The organism is Nostoc sp. 2RC (assembly GCF_014222165.1).
GTDB lineage: Bacteria > Cyanobacteriota > Cyanobacteriia > Cyanobacteriales > Nostocaceae > Nostoc > Nostoc linckia.
On record NZ_JACKZU010000057.1, the window covers coordinates 1 to 18,664 of the forward strand.

At 40.1% G+C, this 18,664-nt stretch carries 17 protein-coding genes; 2 read left to right on the plus strand and 15 right to left on the minus strand.

Annotated features, from left to right (window positions below; translation table 11 throughout):
• The first annotated feature begins 145 nt into the window (after positions 1 to 145).
• Positions 146 to 1,372, plus strand: coding sequence for a DUF3854 domain-containing protein (locus GNE10_RS09320; RefSeq protein WP_311774797.1), 1,227 nt, complete (start codon positions 146 to 148; stop codon positions 1,370 to 1,372).
• A gap of 41 nt (positions 1,373 to 1,413) precedes the next feature.
• On the opposite strand, the gene GNE10_RS09325 is transcribed toward GNE10_RS09320, so the two are convergent.
• The 14 genes from GNE10_RS09325 to GNE10_RS09385 form a co-directional block, all read right to left on the minus strand.
• The gene (locus tag GNE10_RS09325; RefSeq protein ID WP_185564838.1) at positions 1,414 to 2,649 is read right to left on the minus strand and encodes a hypothetical protein; all 1,236 of its coding nucleotides are present in this window, start codon (positions 2,647 to 2,649) and stop codon (positions 1,414 to 1,416) included.
• Positions 2,642 to 3,049, minus strand: a complete 408-nt coding sequence (locus tag GNE10_RS09330; RefSeq protein WP_185564841.1) for a hypothetical protein — start codon at positions 3,047 to 3,049, stop codon at positions 2,642 to 2,644. Before GNE10_RS09330 ends, GNE10_RS09325 begins: the two co-directional genes overlap by 8 nt.
• 12 nt (positions 3,050 to 3,061) lie before the next feature.
• Positions 3,062 to 4,840 carry a type IV secretory system conjugative DNA transfer family protein gene (locus tag GNE10_RS09335; RefSeq protein WP_185564844.1) on the minus strand — a complete coding sequence of 593 codons (1,779 nt, stop codon included), beginning with the start codon at positions 4,838 to 4,840 and terminating at the stop codon, positions 3,062 to 3,064.
• The gene (locus GNE10_RS09340) at positions 4,837 to 6,075 is read right to left on the minus strand and encodes a hypothetical protein (RefSeq protein WP_185564846.1); all 1,239 of its coding nucleotides are present in this window, start codon (positions 6,073 to 6,075) and stop codon (positions 4,837 to 4,839) included. The genes GNE10_RS09335 and GNE10_RS09340 overlap by 4 nt, the downstream gene beginning before the upstream one ends.
• Positions 6,057 to 6,971 (minus strand): hypothetical protein, encoded by a 915-nt coding sequence (locus tag GNE10_RS09345; RefSeq protein ID WP_311774798.1) that lies wholly within the window; start codon positions 6,969 to 6,971, stop codon positions 6,057 to 6,059. Before GNE10_RS09345 ends, GNE10_RS09340 begins: the two co-directional genes overlap by 19 nt.
• 52 nt (positions 6,972 to 7,023) lie before the next feature.
• Entirely contained in the window at positions 7,024 to 8,466 is a 1,443-nt protein-coding gene (locus GNE10_RS09350; protein ID WP_185564848.1) for a hypothetical protein, read from the minus strand.
• Positions 8,467 to 8,515: 49 nt separating this feature from the next.
• A complete protein-coding gene (locus GNE10_RS35370; protein WP_221642795.1) occupies positions 8,516 to 8,878 on the minus strand; it encodes a four helix bundle protein in 363 nt (120 codons plus the stop codon).
• 286 nt (positions 8,879 to 9,164) lie between these two features.
• A complete protein-coding gene (locus tag GNE10_RS09355; RefSeq protein WP_260446847.1) occupies positions 9,165 to 9,818 on the minus strand; it encodes a hypothetical protein in 654 nt (217 codons plus the stop codon).
• Positions 9,819 to 9,889: 71 nt separating this feature from the next.
• On the minus strand, positions 9,890 to 10,948 hold the full coding sequence (locus tag GNE10_RS09360) for a hypothetical protein (RefSeq protein ID WP_185564854.1): 1,059 nt from the start codon (positions 10,946 to 10,948) through the stop codon (positions 9,890 to 9,892).
• 199 nt (positions 10,949 to 11,147) lie between these two features.
• The gene (locus tag GNE10_RS35375) at positions 11,148 to 11,897 is read right to left on the minus strand and encodes a hypothetical protein (protein ID WP_242062361.1); all 750 of its coding nucleotides are present in this window, start codon (positions 11,895 to 11,897) and stop codon (positions 11,148 to 11,150) included.
• The gene (locus GNE10_RS09370; RefSeq protein ID WP_185564856.1) at positions 11,863 to 12,381 is read right to left on the minus strand and encodes a hypothetical protein; all 519 of its coding nucleotides are present in this window, start codon (positions 12,379 to 12,381) and stop codon (positions 11,863 to 11,865) included. The genes GNE10_RS35375 and GNE10_RS09370 overlap by 35 nt, the downstream gene beginning before the upstream one ends.
• Entirely contained in the window at positions 12,378 to 15,119 is a 2,742-nt protein-coding gene (locus tag GNE10_RS09375; protein WP_260446848.1) for a helicase HerA domain-containing protein, read from the minus strand. Before GNE10_RS09375 ends, GNE10_RS09370 begins: the two co-directional genes overlap by 4 nt.
• Positions 15,120 to 15,537: 418 nt before the next feature.
• The gene (locus tag GNE10_RS09380) at positions 15,538 to 15,996 is read right to left on the minus strand and encodes a hypothetical protein (RefSeq protein WP_185564857.1); all 459 of its coding nucleotides are present in this window, start codon (positions 15,994 to 15,996) and stop codon (positions 15,538 to 15,540) included.
• A 316-nt stretch (positions 15,997 to 16,312) separates the two neighbouring features.
• Entirely contained in the window at positions 16,313 to 16,603 is a 291-nt protein-coding gene (locus GNE10_RS09385; RefSeq protein WP_185564858.1) for a hypothetical protein, read from the minus strand.
• Positions 16,604 to 17,376: 773 nt separating this feature from the next.
• Between GNE10_RS09385 and GNE10_RS09390 the strand changes: the two genes are divergently transcribed.
• On the plus strand, positions 17,377 to 17,802 hold the full coding sequence (locus GNE10_RS09390) for a hypothetical protein (protein WP_185564860.1): 426 nt from the start codon (positions 17,377 to 17,379) through the stop codon (positions 17,800 to 17,802).
• Between the two features lie 51 nt (positions 17,803 to 17,853).
• Here GNE10_RS09390 and GNE10_RS09395 read toward each other — a convergent pair whose 3' ends face one another.
• Positions 17,854 to 18,534: a hypothetical protein gene (locus tag GNE10_RS09395; RefSeq protein WP_185564862.1), complete on the minus strand. Its 681-nt coding sequence runs from the start codon at positions 18,532 to 18,534 to the stop codon at positions 17,854 to 17,856.
• Positions 18,535 to 18,664: the final 130 nt, after the last annotated feature.

Below are 18,664 nucleotides of genomic sequence, written 5' to 3' on the forward strand. Positions count from 1 at the left end.
GTTATGGCTGTTGTAATTCAACGACTTCCGCCACATACTCTTCTTGGGCTAAAGCCAAAGTTTGATTTTCAAGTTAGAAGGAACAAGCTTCAAAGGGATTCAGGCCCCTCCTGACCACATAGACCCAGAACACTGGGAGGAATTGGTGGACAAAAGCGCGATTCACCCAGACATTGCAGCACTGAACTTTAAAAGCCTGCACCTTGACTCCATAGAACAGGAACATCAGGCTTGGGAACATCTGATGTACAGCGATAAAATCTCCCGTCGCAACGATGGGCGGCTCCTCTATGGGGATTTAACCAGATACGCACACATTGAATCTGGGGGTTGGTGGTGTAATGCTGGTGTTGACCCGCGCTCATTTTCTTCACTGCAATCACCACAAAAGCCGACTACAAAAATCTGGGGATGCTACAAGCCCAATGCTCCCAGGAATAAAGTTGATGAACCAGGGAAATTCATCAAATACGAGCATCCCCCCAAAGCCGACCTCAGCATTTTCTTATTAGATGTACCCGAACAAATAGCTAATCGCATTTACTCCAAAGCAAGAGTTAATCCCACCAACAGCGATCGCCAATCGGGATTCTGGTACTGTGTATGGAAATACAATGTACCAGTCACCATTGCAGAGGGCGCAAAGAAAGCCGCCAGTCTGTTGAGTCAAGGTCATGCTGCCATCGGACTACCAGGAATTTATGCGGGATACCGTAGCAAAGATAACCAGGGTTATGAAATCAAAGCAAGGCTGCATGAGGAACTAGCAGTTTTCGCCACACCAGTCCGGGATATCAAGTTTTGCTTTGACTACGAAACTAAACCCAAAACTAAACAGAATATTGAGATTGCCATATCTCGGACTGGGCGATTATTAGAGCAGCAGGGTGCAAAAGTTAGTGTGGTCAGTCTGCCAGGGCCAGATAAAGGAGTAGATGATTTTATAGTTGAGTATGGCTCCCTAGCTTACGAGAAGTTGAGTTTTGAGGCTTTGGGATTAAGGGAATGGCAAAAAAATAATCAAGAGTTGAGGCATTCGCCACCTTCACCACCCAAGTTATTAAGCTCAATAGAACGCAAACAGCGTCAGGCACATAAGTATAATAATGATTCTCAGTACGATAACCAGAAATTGGAGTCTGAAATTCAACAGAAAATCAAACTCATGGACTCACAGGAGTTGGCTTCTTTAGTTCTAGAGGTGGCGAATTATTTTAAAAAACCATACCAAGAAAATGACCCCCAAACCCTTCAGATGAAGGTCATTCGTCAAGTCATTAGATCTCAAAAAGAGGAGATTATAGAAAGATTGTCTAGTAATGAACAAGAACTAGAAATTCACCCAGAGCAGCGAACACGACTTAGACATTAAACAAAAGTCGGAAGTCGGAAGTACAGTTTTGTAAGACTTCATTAACGAGATAAACCCCTAGATAAAGATTCAGACTCTTGCTGTGCATAACTCAAGTACTCTTGTTCTGCTTCGGCGTACTTATCAACGACAGATTGCACTTTGTCAAGAGCTTCTATTTCTTGAGGTGAAGCAGTAGAAGATAACACCCCATCCTTAAGAATTTCATTACCATCTTTAGCTTGAACTGTTACATTATTACCAACTTGTTGGAAATTAAAACTCTTACTTTTGAAAGTTATAGAACCATCAGGGTTCTGTGTACCTAAATATTTGAGCAGTGCTTTGACGCTGTTTTCAATCGTTTGACTCTTAACGTCATCAATAGCTCTAGTAAACTCTTGTCGAGTAGTTTGAATTGCCGACTGAACATCATTTACTGCATTATCAACAGTAGATTTCATTTTAGTCTTAATGCTGTCAGTCTGCGAACGAACTTCATCTTTCAGTTTTGCAACTTGTTGGTTTATTTGAGATTTGAGTTCTTCAATTTGATTTTTCATCTGAACGATTTCTGGGTTTAGTGCATCTTTAATCCACTCCCAGATATTTTTTGCTGTCCGCTTAACTTTTGATTCCACAGCACCAACCCAGTTTTGAAGTTTGGTATTTTGAATTGGTGGTAAACCGCGAACGCCTGCTTGAAATAAAGCAAGTTGTGTTTTCTCAATGAGCTTTTGCTGCTTTTCGAGGGACTTAAACGACTGTGCAACTTGTTGTGTCAGCTTGACAATAGATTCTTGAGTTTGGAGTTGGGATTGGGATTTAAGCGACTCAACAAGTTTTTGTTGCTCAATTACCTTATTTTGTAAAGCTTCAACTTGTTTTTGCAATGCCTCTACACTATAAATGCGTTTTTGGGAAACTGTGGCTTGATTCTGAGATTGAGATATCGATTTAGATAACTCTAATTTATCTGTTTCAATTTTTCCATTCTTGACTCGAAAGACTTCTTCTTTACCAATCTTAATTGATACGGTACTTTTGGTATTTTGAGGATTCGAGATTGCAGTGTTTAACTTTTCTACTAAATCCGCAGAGACAAAGGGATTAATTTCCTTAAGGCTATTATCTCCAATAATCCCTTTGTAAATTTTCTCTGTGCCTACTAAAATAGATATTGACTTTGAAGGATTCAATCCTTTTTCTTTAGCTGTCAAGTGAATTTTTTGAATTAACGCTTCGAGAATTTCTAGATAATCGTTTTTTACCTCTTGGACATCAGATGATTCAATCATTAAAAACACCTCTTGTCAGCATCTCGATTAAGGTAGATGGATTAATGGTTACATGAGGCAAAACCGCACCTCCTAGCTTATTTAAAAGTTCTTTACCTTCAACCTCAATATAAGCAAAATTTCCATCAAACAAGACAGATACAGAAGGAGTATTCTCTTCAACTTCTGGGAGGTTATATTCTTGTAAAACTCCATCTACTATATAAACATTGGCATTATCAGATGTTCCATAATAAATTTCAAATATATGAGGAATGTAACCATCGGGGAAAGGATCGTCATCAATCGCATCAGCAACGTTTATAATTTCACAGGGATATTTGTTGGCTAAAGCAGAGATATTAGATGGAAGTTTTGCTATTTGGCGTAAATCGTACTTTGAAAAAGGGTAAAAATTCATACTTTGATAAGTTTAGATAATTTCAGCAGCATCAACAGCTTTGTTTCTTTGTTCTTGTAATTGAGCTTTTTTATCTTTCAAAGGTAATAGCCTTATAGCTTCGGTTCGGCGCTTCTCCATCTCTCGATCGGCAGGTATTTGAAGAGTAGATTTATCAGCAAGGTATTTTTGATATTCGTACCAAGTTTTTATACTCATCTGTTCAGATTTGATATCATGCTTGGGAATCTTAATCTTCTCCAAGATAGGTAAACTTATCTGACCGCGAGAGCGAAATCCCGGACTAATAATTACCGCTTTTCCCTCTGGTAAAGTATTAAATTGATTGACATCAAATAGTTTACGAGTACTGTTTTGGTCAGAGTTAGAAATACTTGCGCCTCCTTTACCTCCAGAACTGCGAGACTTCTGCTTGTAATTAATTTCTTGGGAACCGAGAAAATTACTAAAGCGTTCGGCAGCAATATCATCTTGAGGGTTAAAAAATGCTTTGGTAGCACAACCTCCAAATATGGCGTTAGTTGTGTTTTCTCCATAAGCTTCTTGAAGCATTGATAAGTTTTGCAACCCCAGGATTGACACTAGCCCGTCCTCACGATTTTGATTGAGCCAATCCACCAGTGCTGGAAGATATAAAGTAGGCAACTCATCAAGAGCAAGCACAAGCGGGCAAGTCCTTTTATGAGCTACATTTCTACTAACTAAAAGATGGAGAATAGAGACTAGTAATGGGGCGATAACATCACGCTTCTCCTTATTCATCCCAAAAATCACCATCTGTCGCCCTTTCAAATCCAACGGAATATTACTTTGACCGCAGAAAGCTGCTAATGCTGCTGGAACCATGAAACGGCTAAACAACCCGCTGGCTGTTCCCACTATACTAGCTGCTGTTTCTGGGGAACCCGCAACCGAGACAAATTGCGCGAAAGCTTCTCTAACCATGAAATTTAAGTCTGCTTCTTGCAACCGTTGTACAAGCAAAGGTAGTCCCAAGATGGCTTGGCACATCATAATATCTGGGTATTTAGTCCCCTTTGTTAGCATGAAAATAGCTTGCACTAACTGATCTCCAGCATTGGAGAAAAAGTTGTTACCGGAATTATCCGAACCGAGTTGGAAGTTGCGGTTGAGTGTGATTGCCAACTGCCGCGCCATTTCTGAGTCTTCATTGTTACGAAGAAAATCTATGGGGTTGGCTATAGCTGATTCCCCAAAACCAGGGGCTAAAACAGTAACTTGATAACCACGTTCTAAGGCATACCCAGCGAGTATTGGAGCTTGTCCTTTGGCTGTAGCAGTGGCTGTTTCTTGCTCGCTGTATTTGAAATCGTATAAGACTAGAGGAAATCCTTGGTCAATGGCAGAGCGAATAACAGGAGTAATAAGAGAAAATGATTTCCCACTTCCAGGACCCCCACAAACCAAAATGCCACGCTGTGCTTCTGGTAGGTAAAGTGTAGAGGCATCTTCTGGGATACAAATAATTTTTTTATTGTTGATAACTTTTAATGAGGTATGCCTGGGAGTGCCAACAAATAAAGATACTCGGTTATGTTTGCGTTCCATAATCTGTTTGCAAGCTAATTTCCGAGCCGCTGTTTTCTCTGCACTGCCACCCCATCGGGCAGTTGCCAATTTTGCCTTACCTCCCTTAGCATCAATATATTTGGCTATGACAAGTACTGCACCACAGGCGAGTAATCCTAAAAAAACAGGTGATATTAGCGCCGATTCTCGTCCTGGCAGCAGAAATTGCTTGGGGTTTACTGAAGAAGTAGTTCCTGTCATCTTCCTGTCCCCACAATCACTAAGTCATTTTCCCTCACAGACATCCACGGCACTGGGCCAATAAAGTATGGCGTACAAGTTTTTTGCATAAAGGGAGGACGCATACATATACGAAAGAACAAGCCAAAATCAGCAGTTCCAGTTGATTCATTGGCACCAGTCATTACTACTTTGAATGCATTACCGTATACAAGCCGTCCCGTTGGTTCCTTACCCCCGTTGACCCCAGCCAAAAACCCATAACCGCCTTTTACCTGTTGAGACGAACCGGATGCCCAACGCTTTCCATACAATGGGCCATTTGGGGTAAAGTCTCCCAGTTCCAAATAGGCACATTCTTTACCGCCAGAGCAAGCTCTCGTTACAGTATAATCACCCCTGACAACGCTACCAGAGATAAAATAGTTATCTCCAACTCTGTTATCTCCCCGTTCAGATTTCCCGAATACTACTGAAGCAATGCCAACTGAGCTAGTACCAGAGGTAATCGGATTTGGCATTTTGTCAAACGGTACTTGATTGAGTCCAGGTACTTGATTAATGTATGTACGCTGCCAATCTTTAAACTGACGAATTGGAGTTTTTTCTAAATCAGGAATTGATTTAGTGGAGTACTTATTTAAATCAATATCACCTAGAGTCCGTTGTGCAGCTGACGGGTTTGAACGCAAACATTGAGCGATTGTCCCTGTACGGCATGAACTACTTTTAGAAACGGACTGACCCAACACCGCGAGAATCGGTTTTACTTGAGTAACTTGCAGATTTCCTAGTGTTGGAATTGCTTTGACTAATGATGCAGTTGTCTGCCATTGGATGAAACCTACGTCTAGTAGTGTTGGGTCTTTATCTTTAGCATTGCTCTTAAGAGCAATCTTGGCTATTTCCTCTAACGTCAAGTCTCCAAACCGAAATGCGTCATCAGCATCGCCCAACATCACTACAGAATCTGACTTTTGTCCAGCATTCCACTCACGAGAAGGGTCATAACCCAACTTTAGTACTAACTCTTTTGGAACTTTGAGAAAACCTGGTTGCTCAAGTGCTGGTAACATCTCCCAAGTTATTTTTGACCAATCAGGAATTTTGCCTTGACGAAGAGCTTGCTCATAAGGAATGGTTGGTACTGCATCAGTATCAAGAGCGATCGCTGATGATACTGATGAGCTAAAAATCAAATATGTACTAGCAACAACAGATAAATACTTGAGGTTAATCACGGCGTTCTTCCCCATTCGATTAATTGGTTAAAAAGTTTTTGAGAAATACCAGAACGAGATACAGCCTCTTGTTTGCTCTTACCAAGGCGTAGTAACCTAATGGCATCTTGGGCTTTATTCCAAGTCGTCGAACCAGATAAAATCTGTCCATTTCGATGCGCTACAGCTAGCCCAAAAGCAAGGGCATTAGCATCATTTCTTTGTATCGAACCACTTGCAACAGTTCTAGAACTAGCTCTAACAATGGAAATATTCTGAGGTTTAAGGGCTATTGCTTCTTCAGATGATGTCGTTTTTTTTACTCCTGTTGGTTGGGTTGCTTGTCTATTTACTAGCAGCGGTTCAGGCTTCTCTGAATCAGGTTTAATAACTAAGCTTGTATATGATGGTTCGCCTGTTGCAGGTATTAACTTAAATTGATATTGCTTTTGATTAGTAAGTACGGTAATTTGAGTACTTCCATCTGTGCTAGACGTGAGAGCAGGAAATTTTATCGGCTTAATTTGACGTAAGAATAGTACAGTAGCTTTACCGACTGCACAATCAGCTTCATCGTCACCTTTCGGGCATAAGTTGCCGTTCGATGTAAAAGCAAAGCGAGTTGGATCTCCTATCCAAACCTGTTTTATAATTTCTCCAGTAAACATCAGATTAATGGTCAGTCCGTAACCTTTCCATACCTTCAACTCAATAGAATTAGCGTCAATATCCTTTTCGTAAACAGTTCTAGTACCTCCAGCTAAAACTTGACCGGAATTTATTAACAATAATGTTGCAGCTAGCGCTAAAACTCTAAACAAGTCGCAAGTCGCTCTTCCTGTTTTGTAATGGAGATTTAAACCCCACCACAAAACTTGCTTTTTTATTGAACTGGGGGACTTAAACCCGCCGAATTTGTTAATATCTGACACTTAAAACCTCTCATTTTACTTTTTTGTTCCCTGTTAATAGTTCCCTGTTTCCTTATAACCAAATGGTCTGATTAACAAATATCTGTACTGTCTTACCAGCATCAATTACAAACACTTTCTCTTGGTTATTTAATTGCCCAGAGCGCCTTTCATTAGATGCTTTAATATTTTCCAGAATATTGCCAAAGGCTCCTTCACCAAAAGCAGCAGTTAGATCTTTATCATCATTAGTTGTAGAAGTACTTAAAAAATCATGAGACGTTGTGGTTATCTGGGTTTTTGGACGATTCTGTATCGAAGCCGCTTTTGCAACACCAGCAATTACAGCCGACATGAAATCGCCGCCTAAATCGCTACCTCTACGAGATTCTGCCTTTAAAAAGCTTCCATTTTTAGACATTATTAAAACTGCATTTTCTGGTAGTTTCTTTTCTTGCGTGTCACCGTTGGAATTAATTAGAACTGAAACCCCGTGCAATTGGGCAAACCCTGACCCATTGGAATTAATAAGTTGAGCTACTAAATAAGACCCTACAGGTAATACTTCACTATCATCTGAAGCTTTCAAAGATTTCGATATCTTAATTAAGTAATTTTGACCGATATCGTCACCCGTTCCCCAAGCTATAGGAGTTTCTAACTTGCCTTCTGTAGTACTACCAACTAGTACCCGCTTTGCGTTGTAATCAACTGCTTGAGGTGTAGTTTCATTCTTAATTTCTGTAGTTTCTCCTATTTTGCCTTCTATACCGTTGGCATTTAACTCTTCATCTTCTGAGTCCCTCGTACTACTGAAACTACCAGCATTTGCAGCCGCAAGCCATTGTTGGGTTGGGTCTTGCGTTGGTGTTTTGACAGTACCACTGGGTATAGGTGGGGTAACTCGTACTACTGGCATTGCTGGCGGTTGATAACGCCTTGTTAGTGATGACGGTGGGTTATTAATTCTAGGTGGTATGGGATTTCTAGAAACTCTTACTGGTTGAGTACGTTGTGGTATTGCTCTGGTTATTGGAGTCGGGGCGACGGCAACGGGTGTAAAAGTTGGGTTTGGCGTTGGCGTGGCTTGTGCTTTTTTGTCACGAATCTTTTGAAATTCCACATTTTGACTGGTCAGAGCTAAAGCTGTTTTCGTTTCACCTATCTCGTTCACCCCTTCTGCTTTATCCATTTCTTGGGAGTTTTTTGGAGGCTCTATTTTTTTACTAGTCGCCATATTCAAGGCATTCATCGAACTAGTAATTACACCACCTATCAGCATGATAAAAACAAGTATTCCCCCACCAATAACACCCATTTTTAAAAGTGGGTTTTGTGAGACTGCGCGAGTAGTTATGATTTCTTCTGGTTCGGGAATTGATGACAGGTGGGAGTCAGAGGCTTCTATTTCAATATCTACCCCATTCATCGCTGCAAAATTATTTCGGCTTTGTATCTCCTCTTCACTGTGTAGAGATAATTGTTCTGTTAGTGGAGACTCTTGTGTTTGTGTCATTTGATTTAGAGGGAACAGGGAATAGGGAACAGGGAACAAGGGTTGGAAGTCATTGTTGGAGCTTTTTAATAAGAGCAATAATCATTCGACTCTCCTCTCGAAGTAAAAAAATAATCGGTTCTATATCTGTTTCCTTAGATAATCCAACCCGTTGAGATAAAATAATATGTGTTTCTAATTCATTAAGTGACCCTTGGGCGATATTCAAAAATCTAATATACTCAGGTGTTGTTCTTCTTCCATAGCCTTCTGCTATATTAGCTGGAATAGATGCCGCAGATCTCCTGATTTGCTGTACCATGCCATATAGTTTTTCTTTAGGAAAAAGCTTCGTCAAGAAATAACATTTTTCTGCTATTTCCATACCTTTTTGCCAAACTTTTAAATCTTTAAAATCATTAATATCTGACATTTGAAAACCTCTTAATTTACAAACAAGGGAACAGGGAACGGGGAACAGGGAACAGAAAAAAACTTTAGTTGTGGGTATAAAGTCCACTTTAAACAAAGAATTGTTTTGAGAGGCGAAGCCCGAAAAACAAAGCGTCTACAGTCTAAGTCCCATTCTTTTAAGGATCGGTTCACTGTTCCCTGTTCCCTCTTAAGAGTTCCCTTTGAATCTTCTGTTCCCTGTTCCCTGTTCCCTGTTCCCTGTTCCCTGTTCCCTGTTCCCTGTTCCCTGTTCCCTGTTCCCTCTTTCATTTATTCAACTCTAAGTCTTGAATCTTGTAAATTTCTAGTCCAGCTTTGCGAACCCGGTTGGCTGTTTGTTGAAAATTTGATGAAATATTAGGTAATGTCGGTGTATCTATCGCTCTCACAAAAACTGTTTTATTAAATCCTATTGGTTCTCCTACCATATTGCTCCCCTGGAAAACAACAACTTCGGCTACCATATCTATAGACCATTCACCTTTTCGGATTTTTTTTGGTTCGCTGAGTAAACTGATTTTTAAAATCGATTGAGTAGAACCATTAAAAACATCTCTTGGTGTGAGATTCCCTATTTGTTTTAGAAAAGTAGCGCGGAAATCTTCAGATAAAGCAAATCCTGTAGCCCATACTTTAGTAGTGATTTTGTTATCGCCTGCTTGGACGCCAGAATCTAGTTTTAGCTGTTTTGTGGGGTCTGTATTGTAATCGCCACTGACTTGAGGTAATGCATTCCAACTAAGCAGCCCCATCATTGTTTGCCCAACAAAATATGTAATAGCTTGAGGCGAACGCGAGTCGCTACTTATGGAAGATACTCTAATAGATTCCCCATCATTTAGTTCTACTAATGTCGGTGCTTTGGAATTAGCAATTGCTCCCATCCGAGCAAAATTGATTAACTCTATCAACAGCATCATCGTCAATAAAACTGCATTACCTATTAGAAATATTGGGGTAAAGTTTAACTCTTTTCTTGACAGTAATCCCATTATCTGTTAAAACCTACAGAGAATTTCACACCACTAGTAAAGGCAGTGAATACCGCCATCCCACCACCTGCACCTATCGCTAGAGCGAGTAATGGTGAAAAAATCGCTTGTATTAGCTGCGTTAATAAGGGATTAGTCGAAGGTACATTGACAATTGCACTTGCAGCTAGTCCGACGATAATTGAATATGAAATTAGCACTAATGTTAATGCTAGCCAACCAGATAACCAAGCATAGATAGGTTTTGCTCCTACTGGTAGTAGAGAAAGTACAAGAAATATTGGAGCTACATAAGCTGTCAGCAAGAAAGATAACTGGACTATGTATTGAAATCCTGCGGACAATCCACTGAAAATTATAAATGACAGTCCTTGTACTACATTATTAATTAATTCTCCGCCAATATCTAAAGGGTTCCAGCTACCAGTTCCAGAACCTAAGCCCTTTTTTTGTCTGATTTTTTGAGCTTCGATTTTCGCCTGATTAGTGACTTCATCAATACATTTTTGACGAGGTTTAATAATTTTTTGTTGTTCGTCAGTTTTGGATGATGGCAATTTGTCACATTGAGCAAGAGCAGTTTGTGTTACTAGTACAAAACTTTGGTCTATATTCGTAATCCTAATTGCATCTTTTAAGGTGACTCCATTTCTAGTTATCGAAAGAATACTTCGATTTAAATTAACTGTGACATTTCTCATAGCTAATGTTGAACCAGCCAGCATCATCCCATTATTAGAAAGCATCAAAATCACTATCAGGGGGAATATCATCTCATTGACAACACTGGATGAAAAACCCTCTTCGCTAAATTGTGCATACCAACCCAAAGACCAAAAGCTTACTAACACTACAGCAGCTAACATTGAAATCGATACAATTGCTAGATAAATAGGACTTTGCCCAGCCGCAAAATCTTGCCAGTCTTTCTCAAAAGATTTCACCATCAAATCTGAGCCATTCATCGCAGCTTCAATGATTTCCCCAGAGATTGTTACTCCACTGTTTTCTCCAGGCTGTTGACCACTTGCTTGAGCCAAAATAAAAGATAGAATCATAACATTATCCTCACAAAAAGGGGTTTAAAACCCCATTCCCTATGGGTTGCGTGTTTTGTGTTGGGGTCTGTCTTACAAACTGACGCTCCTGCGTCGCTAACAGATGCCTTCGGCAACCCCTTCGGTGTACGGAGGAAACCTCCGCTCTCTGACGCAAGCGCTAAATCCTCATTGCAAAACATACTTGCGACTTGTTAACTTATTGATTCTCCCAGAAGGCATCTAAAGCAGCCGCAGAACGCAATATTCCTTTAGCTGTAGCGGTCGCTTCAAATTCGTCTTTCTTTGTTTCCTCATCCATGCGACTGGACATATCAGCCAAATTTATATTTGCCGCAGCTAAAGCGCGAGACTGTTTTTGAGCCTCAACATGTAGAGATTTTGTAATTATCGTTCCTTGTAAATTTTGAATCGCAATCTTTTTGAGAATATCTTGGGTGACAATATCTGATTGAACTGATAATGCATTATCTGAGGATGTTGTTACTGCCTCGTTAGATATTTGCGCTTCTTGGGCTTGAACTTTTTGACCGTCTACCCCTAAGGTTGATTGAGATTGAGCTAACGTGTATTGCTGATGCCAGGAGCGCTCAGCATTTTGTCCAATTGTCTGTGATGGTGTTGTGACTAAATCCTGTTGCTTTTGTTTGGCAATTGCAAGACGTATTCTTTCGCCAGAACTTAATGGGTCTGGAGTCCCTAAATCACCTTGGGATGAATCGATTGCAATTTGCAATTCTTTGCTTAATGATTGCCAATCTAAAGTAAAACTTTTACTGTATTTATTCAGAGATTTTTGCAGACTTGTGAATACTTGCTCGAATTGGGTAAGCAATGATTTCGGTTGTTCTTGCTCTTTTGCTTGTGTTTCGCCGTTGGCTGGCAAGCTAACTAATATCATATACAAAGCTAGGCTAGTTACTAATATCGATTGGTTGAAAATTTTCATAAAGGTTTTTTAAGGGTACTAAAAAAGGTTGAGAGGAACAATAAGAAGATACTAAAGCCTGCTTTTTCGCAATGTCTATAGATACACCTTTTACTATTAGCGGTTGTGGTGGATGTTCATAAGTTATTGAAAGACTCTTAAAAAATGTACTATCATAATTAGATGTATTTGGAGGGATTACATATCCTGCTTTGGTGCTAATCACCACATAAGCTTTCCCTTTTTCAAACTCGGAGTTAATTCCTGGTTGTTCTAAGCCAGGGTTGGCTATTTGGTTATACTTCAGATTTCTCAGGCTACGACTTTGTTTGACATTTGTATCAGCTATATCTAAATCCAACTCACACTCTTTCTCTTTTGCCGCAATGAATTTATAATGTTTTTGTTGGTTATATTGCCAGATTTGAAAACTCCCTATTGATATAATTCCTGCCAATATTGCTAACAAGATTTTGTTTTGAATTATTGAGGATAAACTTTTCATAATGACTTCCCTTGTCTAATGCATTCGACATAATATTTAGAAAATTCTGCTACCCATTCAAACTTATTTTTGTAATTTTCTTTAAATTTATCTCGTGTAGCTTGTTCCTCTCTGCTATTGGCGACTAGAGCAAGCAAAGGATAAGACGGGTAATACCGACACCTAATGTATTTATTGTTGTAATCCAACAGCCACAATGTATATAACTGTTGCATCTTTGGAGCGAACGTTTCATTTTGAGAGATGATTTCTTTAGGAATGCCGAGTAATTCCGAAAAGCTATTGGCTGCACCTGGAACGATTCGTCCAATTAATCGACAAGGCATATTTTGTAATATCTGTTCTCCGGCTGATGATTTGGCGATAGAAATTACATCTTGAGCAGCCAGGATAATCCGACATCCTGATTTGCGAGCAGTCGCGCACTTGCGACCCACCAGCCTCGATAAGGCATCAAACCGCAGCAATACACTCGCCTCATCCATGAAGAACACGCTGTTAGGGGATGATAATGACTGTCGTGACGCCGCAATATATGCACTCATTCCGAATACCTCAGCGTCTTTACCTGATTGCAGGTTAGTTAATGCAAATGTAATTAATTTGGAATCAGTTTCAAAGCTAGAAGGTTTGCAAATAGCATTACCTATTGAACTTGCCTGCCAGTACTGTAGTCGCAAGCGTATATAATTGAGCGCCTTATCAACATTCTCATCTTCATAGCCCAAGTCAATATAATCGGTAGAAAAAAACTGTTCCATATCAACTAAAGTTGGAGTATTAGCCCATGCAACAGTTCTTAATCCCGCTTGTTTTGCTAACTCAAATCGCTGTTGAATATCGGGCGAGTCATAAAATGCTTTTGTCCCCAAGGGTATCAAAGATTCGATTGTTTGAGCCAGGAAACCATCAAAGGATTGCGAACCCAAAACTAATTGCAAGATTATCAAATTTACATCATTGCGATGCGCTTTGACTCTATCGTCTCTTTGTTGAGAAGGGATTTTTGATAAGTCTAAAGGTTGTACGATATTGTTCGATTGTTTGGAAATATCAAAGTAGAAACCGTTATGATAGGGTGTAAAATCTCCAAATGTTCCTGAACCATCATCATTGGGCAAGTCAATCATCAAAATGCTCATATCTTGAGCAACGCACTCGGCAATAATCGAAGAAACTAGTACAGATTTCCCGCTTCCAGTTGTTCCTATAACCATCATGTTTTTGGTTTTGGTCAAGTCTATAAAAACTGGGGAGTGTCCTTCATCAGCAATCAATTCAAATCCTTGCGCGTCTGATGAAGCATTCTGCACAGCAGCAGTTAACCCGATTACTTCACTTGCGAAAAATGTTACCCGTCGGTTGTAAGGGCTTGTTAGTTGGGGTTTTTGTCTCAAAAGTAATGTTTCTAGCCAAATCAACCAAGCGTATTGAGTTTCACGCGTTAATTCTGCTGGTTGGTTGACGTATCCAGAAATCAGTCTGCAAGCATCATCAATTTCTTCTGGCGTGTTGCGGTAGACCAAAATAATCAGTGCCACATTGAGAGGTACATCGCCCGTGTACAACTGTTTTTGAGCGTTCACAGACCATTCTGTGTTAATCTGTGATGCTACATCGATGGTTTTTTTGCTAGCACTAATTTCCGCATGAAGCGATCGCCGCGTAATCATTTGCTGAGCTAATCTAGTCAATTTCTGGTCGGCGGGACTAATCTCTGTAATTACCTCGATATCGTAAATCGTGTCACGAGCGAAAATATTCCATAAAAAGCGTACTTGAGCAGCAGTAGAAGTAAATGCTTCTGGTTTTTGGGTAAGTGTCATCACCCCAACATACTTCTTACCATTGTTTTGATTTGGCAGACATACCCACTGCCTCCCTGCTTTGGGTATACCATTATTCAAGAGTACTGATGTGGCATGAGAAGAATCTATATGTTGTGAACCTTGTGGTTCGGCTTCGTTAAACTCTTCCCTCAAACCCAACTCATCAAATACTAAGGTGTGAGGGAGCTTTACTAATTTAGCTCCCAAATGAAAAGATAACTCTTTCCAAAGTTGCTTTTCTTCTTTGGGAGATGGGAATAAACCCATCTCGGACAATATCTGTTGATGTCTGAGTGAAACGTTTATAGCTTTGTCAAGAATCTGCTGCAAGCTTGAAGAAGTTAACTCTGTTGCACCTGTCGGCGTAAATCGACGCTGTAAGAAATTCGACAATTTTACTATGGCTCTATCTATTGAATCGCCTGCTTCTGTTCCCCCTGGTTTAATAGTGTAAGTTGTGTAAATATTCAGGCTGATATTTTTGCGTTGTTTGAGTCTTGTTAGTTCTTGAATTCTAGCTACTTGACCCCAGTCTAAAAACTCGCTCTCATCATTGACAGGATTAGTTAAACGATGGCGAAAGCCTGACATCGCCGACTCTTGGTCGCACAATGAACTCCAGCGAAATGTAAATTTTTCTCCATCTGGTATTTCTTTGCAACCATTCTCAAAAGCATCGGCAAGTGCTTCTACTTGTTGTGAGGAATTAAATAATGGGTGAAAGCCTGTACAGCTATACCCAAAAACCAATTGCAAAGTATTATTGCTATCGCCTAAAAGCTTTTTACTCAGTAAATAAGCACCGATAGTATAGCCGACTTTCTTTAATCTTACTAGAGTAGCCAGATCTAGCAAGTCTTCAAAAGGGCTGAGCTTTAAGGGCTGAGGATTACTTTTTTTTATAGCCATAAACGAACTTTTCTCGAACCGGCTTTTCTCTTTTCTTGAGGTGAGGAATATCTCACATAACCACGCGTCCACATTGGAACTGCTGGAAAAATCCTTGACCAGAATAAATATGGCCTTTGACCTGATAAAGTAAGCGTGGTTGCACTTAACCAAAGTCCAATTAGTATGCTCCATATCATTCCTAAGCCACACAAAAATGCTAGGAAAAAACCTACTCCAAATGACACAAGAGAAATAGCAAATTGGAACCCTGTAAATATTCCGATTGATGCACTCTTGCCTAAGGATTGATTAACTTGTTTGATTGATTCTGAAAATTTCATCTCTTTATATAGAGTTGCTCTCCTTAATTACTGTCTTAAATCCCCGTTACAAAACTGTACTTTCTTCTACTTCCGACTTTCGACCTCCGACTTCTTTAACAAGCAGCTGTCACACCATTGAACAAAATATTTTGGGCAATGAATAACACAAGCGTTATGAAAAATATACCGATAGGTTGTTGAACCATTTGTGTTACCTCTTGTCCTTCTCCTAATGCATTAGCAACTTTTACACCAGAGGAAACAAAGTAAACAAATAACATTACCGTTATTGCAGCGTTAATTACTCCAGGTAATGCGTTAATCGCAGCATTACCTTGAGCTGACGTACCCCCAAACATACATGTCAATGCTATTTGGGCTGGGTCGAACAACCCAAATGCTCCTGCTGGCTTTGTTTGACTGGCAACAATTAAAGTTGTACCTATCGCATAAATCTGATGCTGATATTTACGCCCTAATTTTCCTAAAGTTTTAGCCAAAATTTGGGCTTGTGTTCTTCGTCCGGGATTAACACAATTATTAGATATCAAGACAATTGCTCCTTTTGCCATCGTTTTAAGAAAATCTAAAAATCAACATTTTAATGAAGTCGCAAGTCGCAAGTCGAAAGTATTAAATCAAATCACCCACTATATGAGTAAGATTTTTACCTACCTTCAGATACAAGGGCTGTTTCGCCCACAATTCCATTCGGTTTTGAACCCCTTCACTTTTAAATAAAAACATTCTTTCTCTTTCACATTAGGGAACAGTAAGCTCTTAGTAATAGGAGAAGAAAGTCATAGTGAAGTCTAGAAATTGAATAATTATTTTTGGGAATTTCCTCACAAACCGACTTCCTACTTGCGACTTGCGACTTGCGACTTCCTACTTGTTTAATGCTCTTTGTTGAAATTCACTCTCTATGTCTGCTAAAGTATGTTCCCTAGCTAGTGACCGAATTTCTTGAAGTATTGGAATGTGACATTCGTATAGCTTGCTCCTGCCATTTAGCCCACCTGTTTTTTGATTGGTGAACTTCTTGAACTCTGGTAAATACTTCCGAGCTATATTCAAGTATGCTTGTAGTTGTCTTGCGGAAACCTTGGGACTCAACATTGCCGCAACTTCTGGTCTTGTTAGTTCTTCATTTTCACAGTCGAACCTCCCTATCTCCATGACTCTCTTCAACTTCTTGGAACTTCTGACTACATATAAAATACCCGCCTTTATTAGGGCAGGGGAGTGTCATTTGAAAAAATACGGTCAATCCAAGTCGCAAGTCGCAAGTCGCAAGTCGCAAGTCGCAAGTCGCAAGTCGCAAGTCGCAAGTATACCCACGACGCTCAGTCGTGGGCTTGAATAATGGCGGACGCTTTGTTTTGAGCAGCTTGCCTTATAGAAACAATTTTTTTATTTTAGTGGGCAACAGACCCACAACAGCCGTTATTTTTACTTGCGACTTGCGACTTGCGACCTGCGACTTGTTACTTGTTTTTGTCATTTGAAAAAATACTGAGGTCACAAAAAACTAGTTAAAGATAAGAATGTAATGCTTTCCCTTCCCGTTCCCACTTTTCATCTAAAAGACGACAAGCTACGCGAACAACATTCTGAGGATTCCGTTTATGTTCTCCTGGCATATTCCAGTTCCGGGTAGTGTATTCACTTTCGTACCCCAAAACCAGGGCAAGCTCCCGATAACTTAATTTCCACTTCCTCTTAAACTCTATTGGGTGCATAGCACTTACAAAGGATAGTTATATGATGATATGAACTCATTTAATATTTATATCATAAATATCTGCTGATTTTTTTAGTGTTTTACCTCGTTAAGTATGAAATAAATATTGATATTTATTTATCTTATTTATTTCCTGATCGCATTAACTATTGCTCGAAAAATCCCCATTCTATATAATAGGAATACTACCTCCTTATTCCTCAAAATCATGTCCAAGATAGATGCTCATTTTCACCAACTCTTTCAACCAAAAACCAAAGTTAATAAACAGGATGAAAGGATGGCGCTATTAGCCAATCGCCTAACTCCCACCGATGACCAAATCACAGATTGGCTGCAATCACCACAAATCAAACAGTGGCTTACCAAACTACTCATGGGAGTTCCCAATAATTTGAAGCTCGAAGCCCTAAACACCATAATCAAAAATGTTATACAAAACCCAGACAAAGACTGTCGAGTACAATTCGGTACTTCAACCATTGGGATTGATGTTTTACGTTGGCAGCTTTGGGCATCCTATAAATTACCATTAGCCAGTAGAATCAAAGCTCCAGATTGTCCTTACACATTGGAAAAACATTTAGATGGCAGGATTAACCAACCGGATGATACAGTTGTGTATCTGGATTAAATTCCCATCCCATACCCGATTGGTAGGCGAAGCTCTTTGCACTCACTTCTTTTATCCTAAGCGATTACCCGGACATGATATGACCCAAACGTTTCGACTATTATAAAAATCTCCACGCTGCTCTAATTGAAAACCACCCAGCAACAATCCCAGCCACACTTCTACAATCGGCATTTTCAAACCACGTTGGAGTTGAGGAAGTGAAATTTCATCTTTTACTTGCGCTAGATAAAGAGCGATCGCGCTTTGCCACTTTTGTACATCCTCATCACCTGCCAGCCGATGAACATCCTCTACACTCTGAATATCCAGCATTGCCAACACATTTTCTTTCTCCACTGGAGCCGCCACTGAATCGCTACTAGTAGTTGGGTGAGTAAAATGATGCGGCCCATGCGGTCTAAAGCTCTGTGGTGGCGGTTCTTCGATTAGGTCATCCAATTCTAGGTGCATGGTTGTCCGCACCAAACCAGCAAAGATGTCGGTGCTGATTACTGGCCCATCAGTATCGCTGTCGGCGCGTATATCCTCCAACAGCAACTGGGCGCGGGTTTTGAGAATATCTGCTATTTGATAAAATGCGGCTGCGGCTGTTGTTAACTGTGCCTCTACAGGTAAACTCTCTAGCTCGGTGTCTAAACATTCCCATACAAGAGCTAGTGTTGAGGTCGGTGGAGCTGAGGATACCTCATCTAAAAGCTCCCAGATGGTCAGCTGTCGGTATACGGTCATGCTGTGATTCTTTTACCCTGGTCTAACAATAACCTCCGATCGGATAGGGAGCAACGCACAAAAGCTACTTTAATCAGACAGTGGCTTTTAGAGATACAAAGCCGTTAACTTATGCAGACGTTGCATTTGT

Bases quoted from the DNA above. Each gene is read 5' to 3' on its own strand.
- GNE10_RS09340 (WP_185564846.1), bottom strand. From the start codon at position 6,075: ATGGGGAAGAACGCCGTGATTAACCTCAAGTATTTATCTGTTGTTGCT.
- GNE10_RS09335 (WP_185564844.1), bottom strand. From the start codon at position 4,840: ATGACAGGAACTACTTCTTCAGTAAACCCCAAGCAATTTCTGCTGCCA.
- GNE10_RS09375 (WP_260446848.1), bottom strand. From the start codon at position 15,119: ATGGCTATAAAAAAAAGTAATCCTCAGCCCTTAAAGCTCAGCCCTTTT.
- GNE10_RS09380 (WP_185564857.1), bottom strand. From the start codon at position 15,996: ATGGCAAAAGGAGCAATTGTCTTGATATCTAATAATTGTGTTAATCCC.
- GNE10_RS09355 (WP_260446847.1), bottom strand. From the start codon at position 9,818: ATGATGCTGTTGATAGAGTTAATCAATTTTGCTCGGATGGGAGCAATT.
- GNE10_RS09395 (WP_185564862.1), bottom strand. From the start codon at position 18,534: ATGACCGTATACCGACAGCTGACCATCTGGGAGCTTTTAGATGAGGTA.
- GNE10_RS35375 (WP_242062361.1), bottom strand. From the start codon at position 11,897: ATGAAAATTTTCAACCAATCGATATTAGTAACTAGCCTAGCTTTGTAT.
- GNE10_RS09325 (WP_185564838.1), bottom strand. From the start codon at position 2,649: ATGATTGAATCATCTGATGTCCAAGAGGTAAAAAACGATTATCTAGAA.
- GNE10_RS09330 (WP_185564841.1), bottom strand. From the start codon at position 3,049: ATGAATTTTTACCCTTTTTCAAAGTACGATTTACGCCAAATAGCAAAA.
- GNE10_RS09350 (WP_185564848.1), bottom strand. From the start codon at position 8,466: ATGACACAAACACAAGAGTCTCCACTAACAGAACAATTATCTCTACAC.
- GNE10_RS09370 (WP_185564856.1), bottom strand. From the start codon at position 12,381: ATGAAAAGTTTATCCTCAATAATTCAAAACAAAATCTTGTTAGCAATA.
- GNE10_RS09385 (WP_185564858.1), bottom strand. From the start codon at position 16,603: ATGGAGATAGGGAGGTTCGACTGTGAAAATGAAGAACTAACAAGACCA.
- GNE10_RS09390 (WP_185564860.1), top strand. From the start codon at position 17,377: ATGTCCAAGATAGATGCTCATTTTCACCAACTCTTTCAACCAAAAACC.
- GNE10_RS35370 (WP_221642795.1), bottom strand. From the start codon at position 8,878: ATGTCAGATATTAATGATTTTAAAGATTTAAAAGTTTGGCAAAAAGGT.
- GNE10_RS09360 (WP_185564854.1), bottom strand. From the start codon at position 10,948: ATGATTCTATCTTTTATTTTGGCTCAAGCAAGTGGTCAACAGCCTGGA.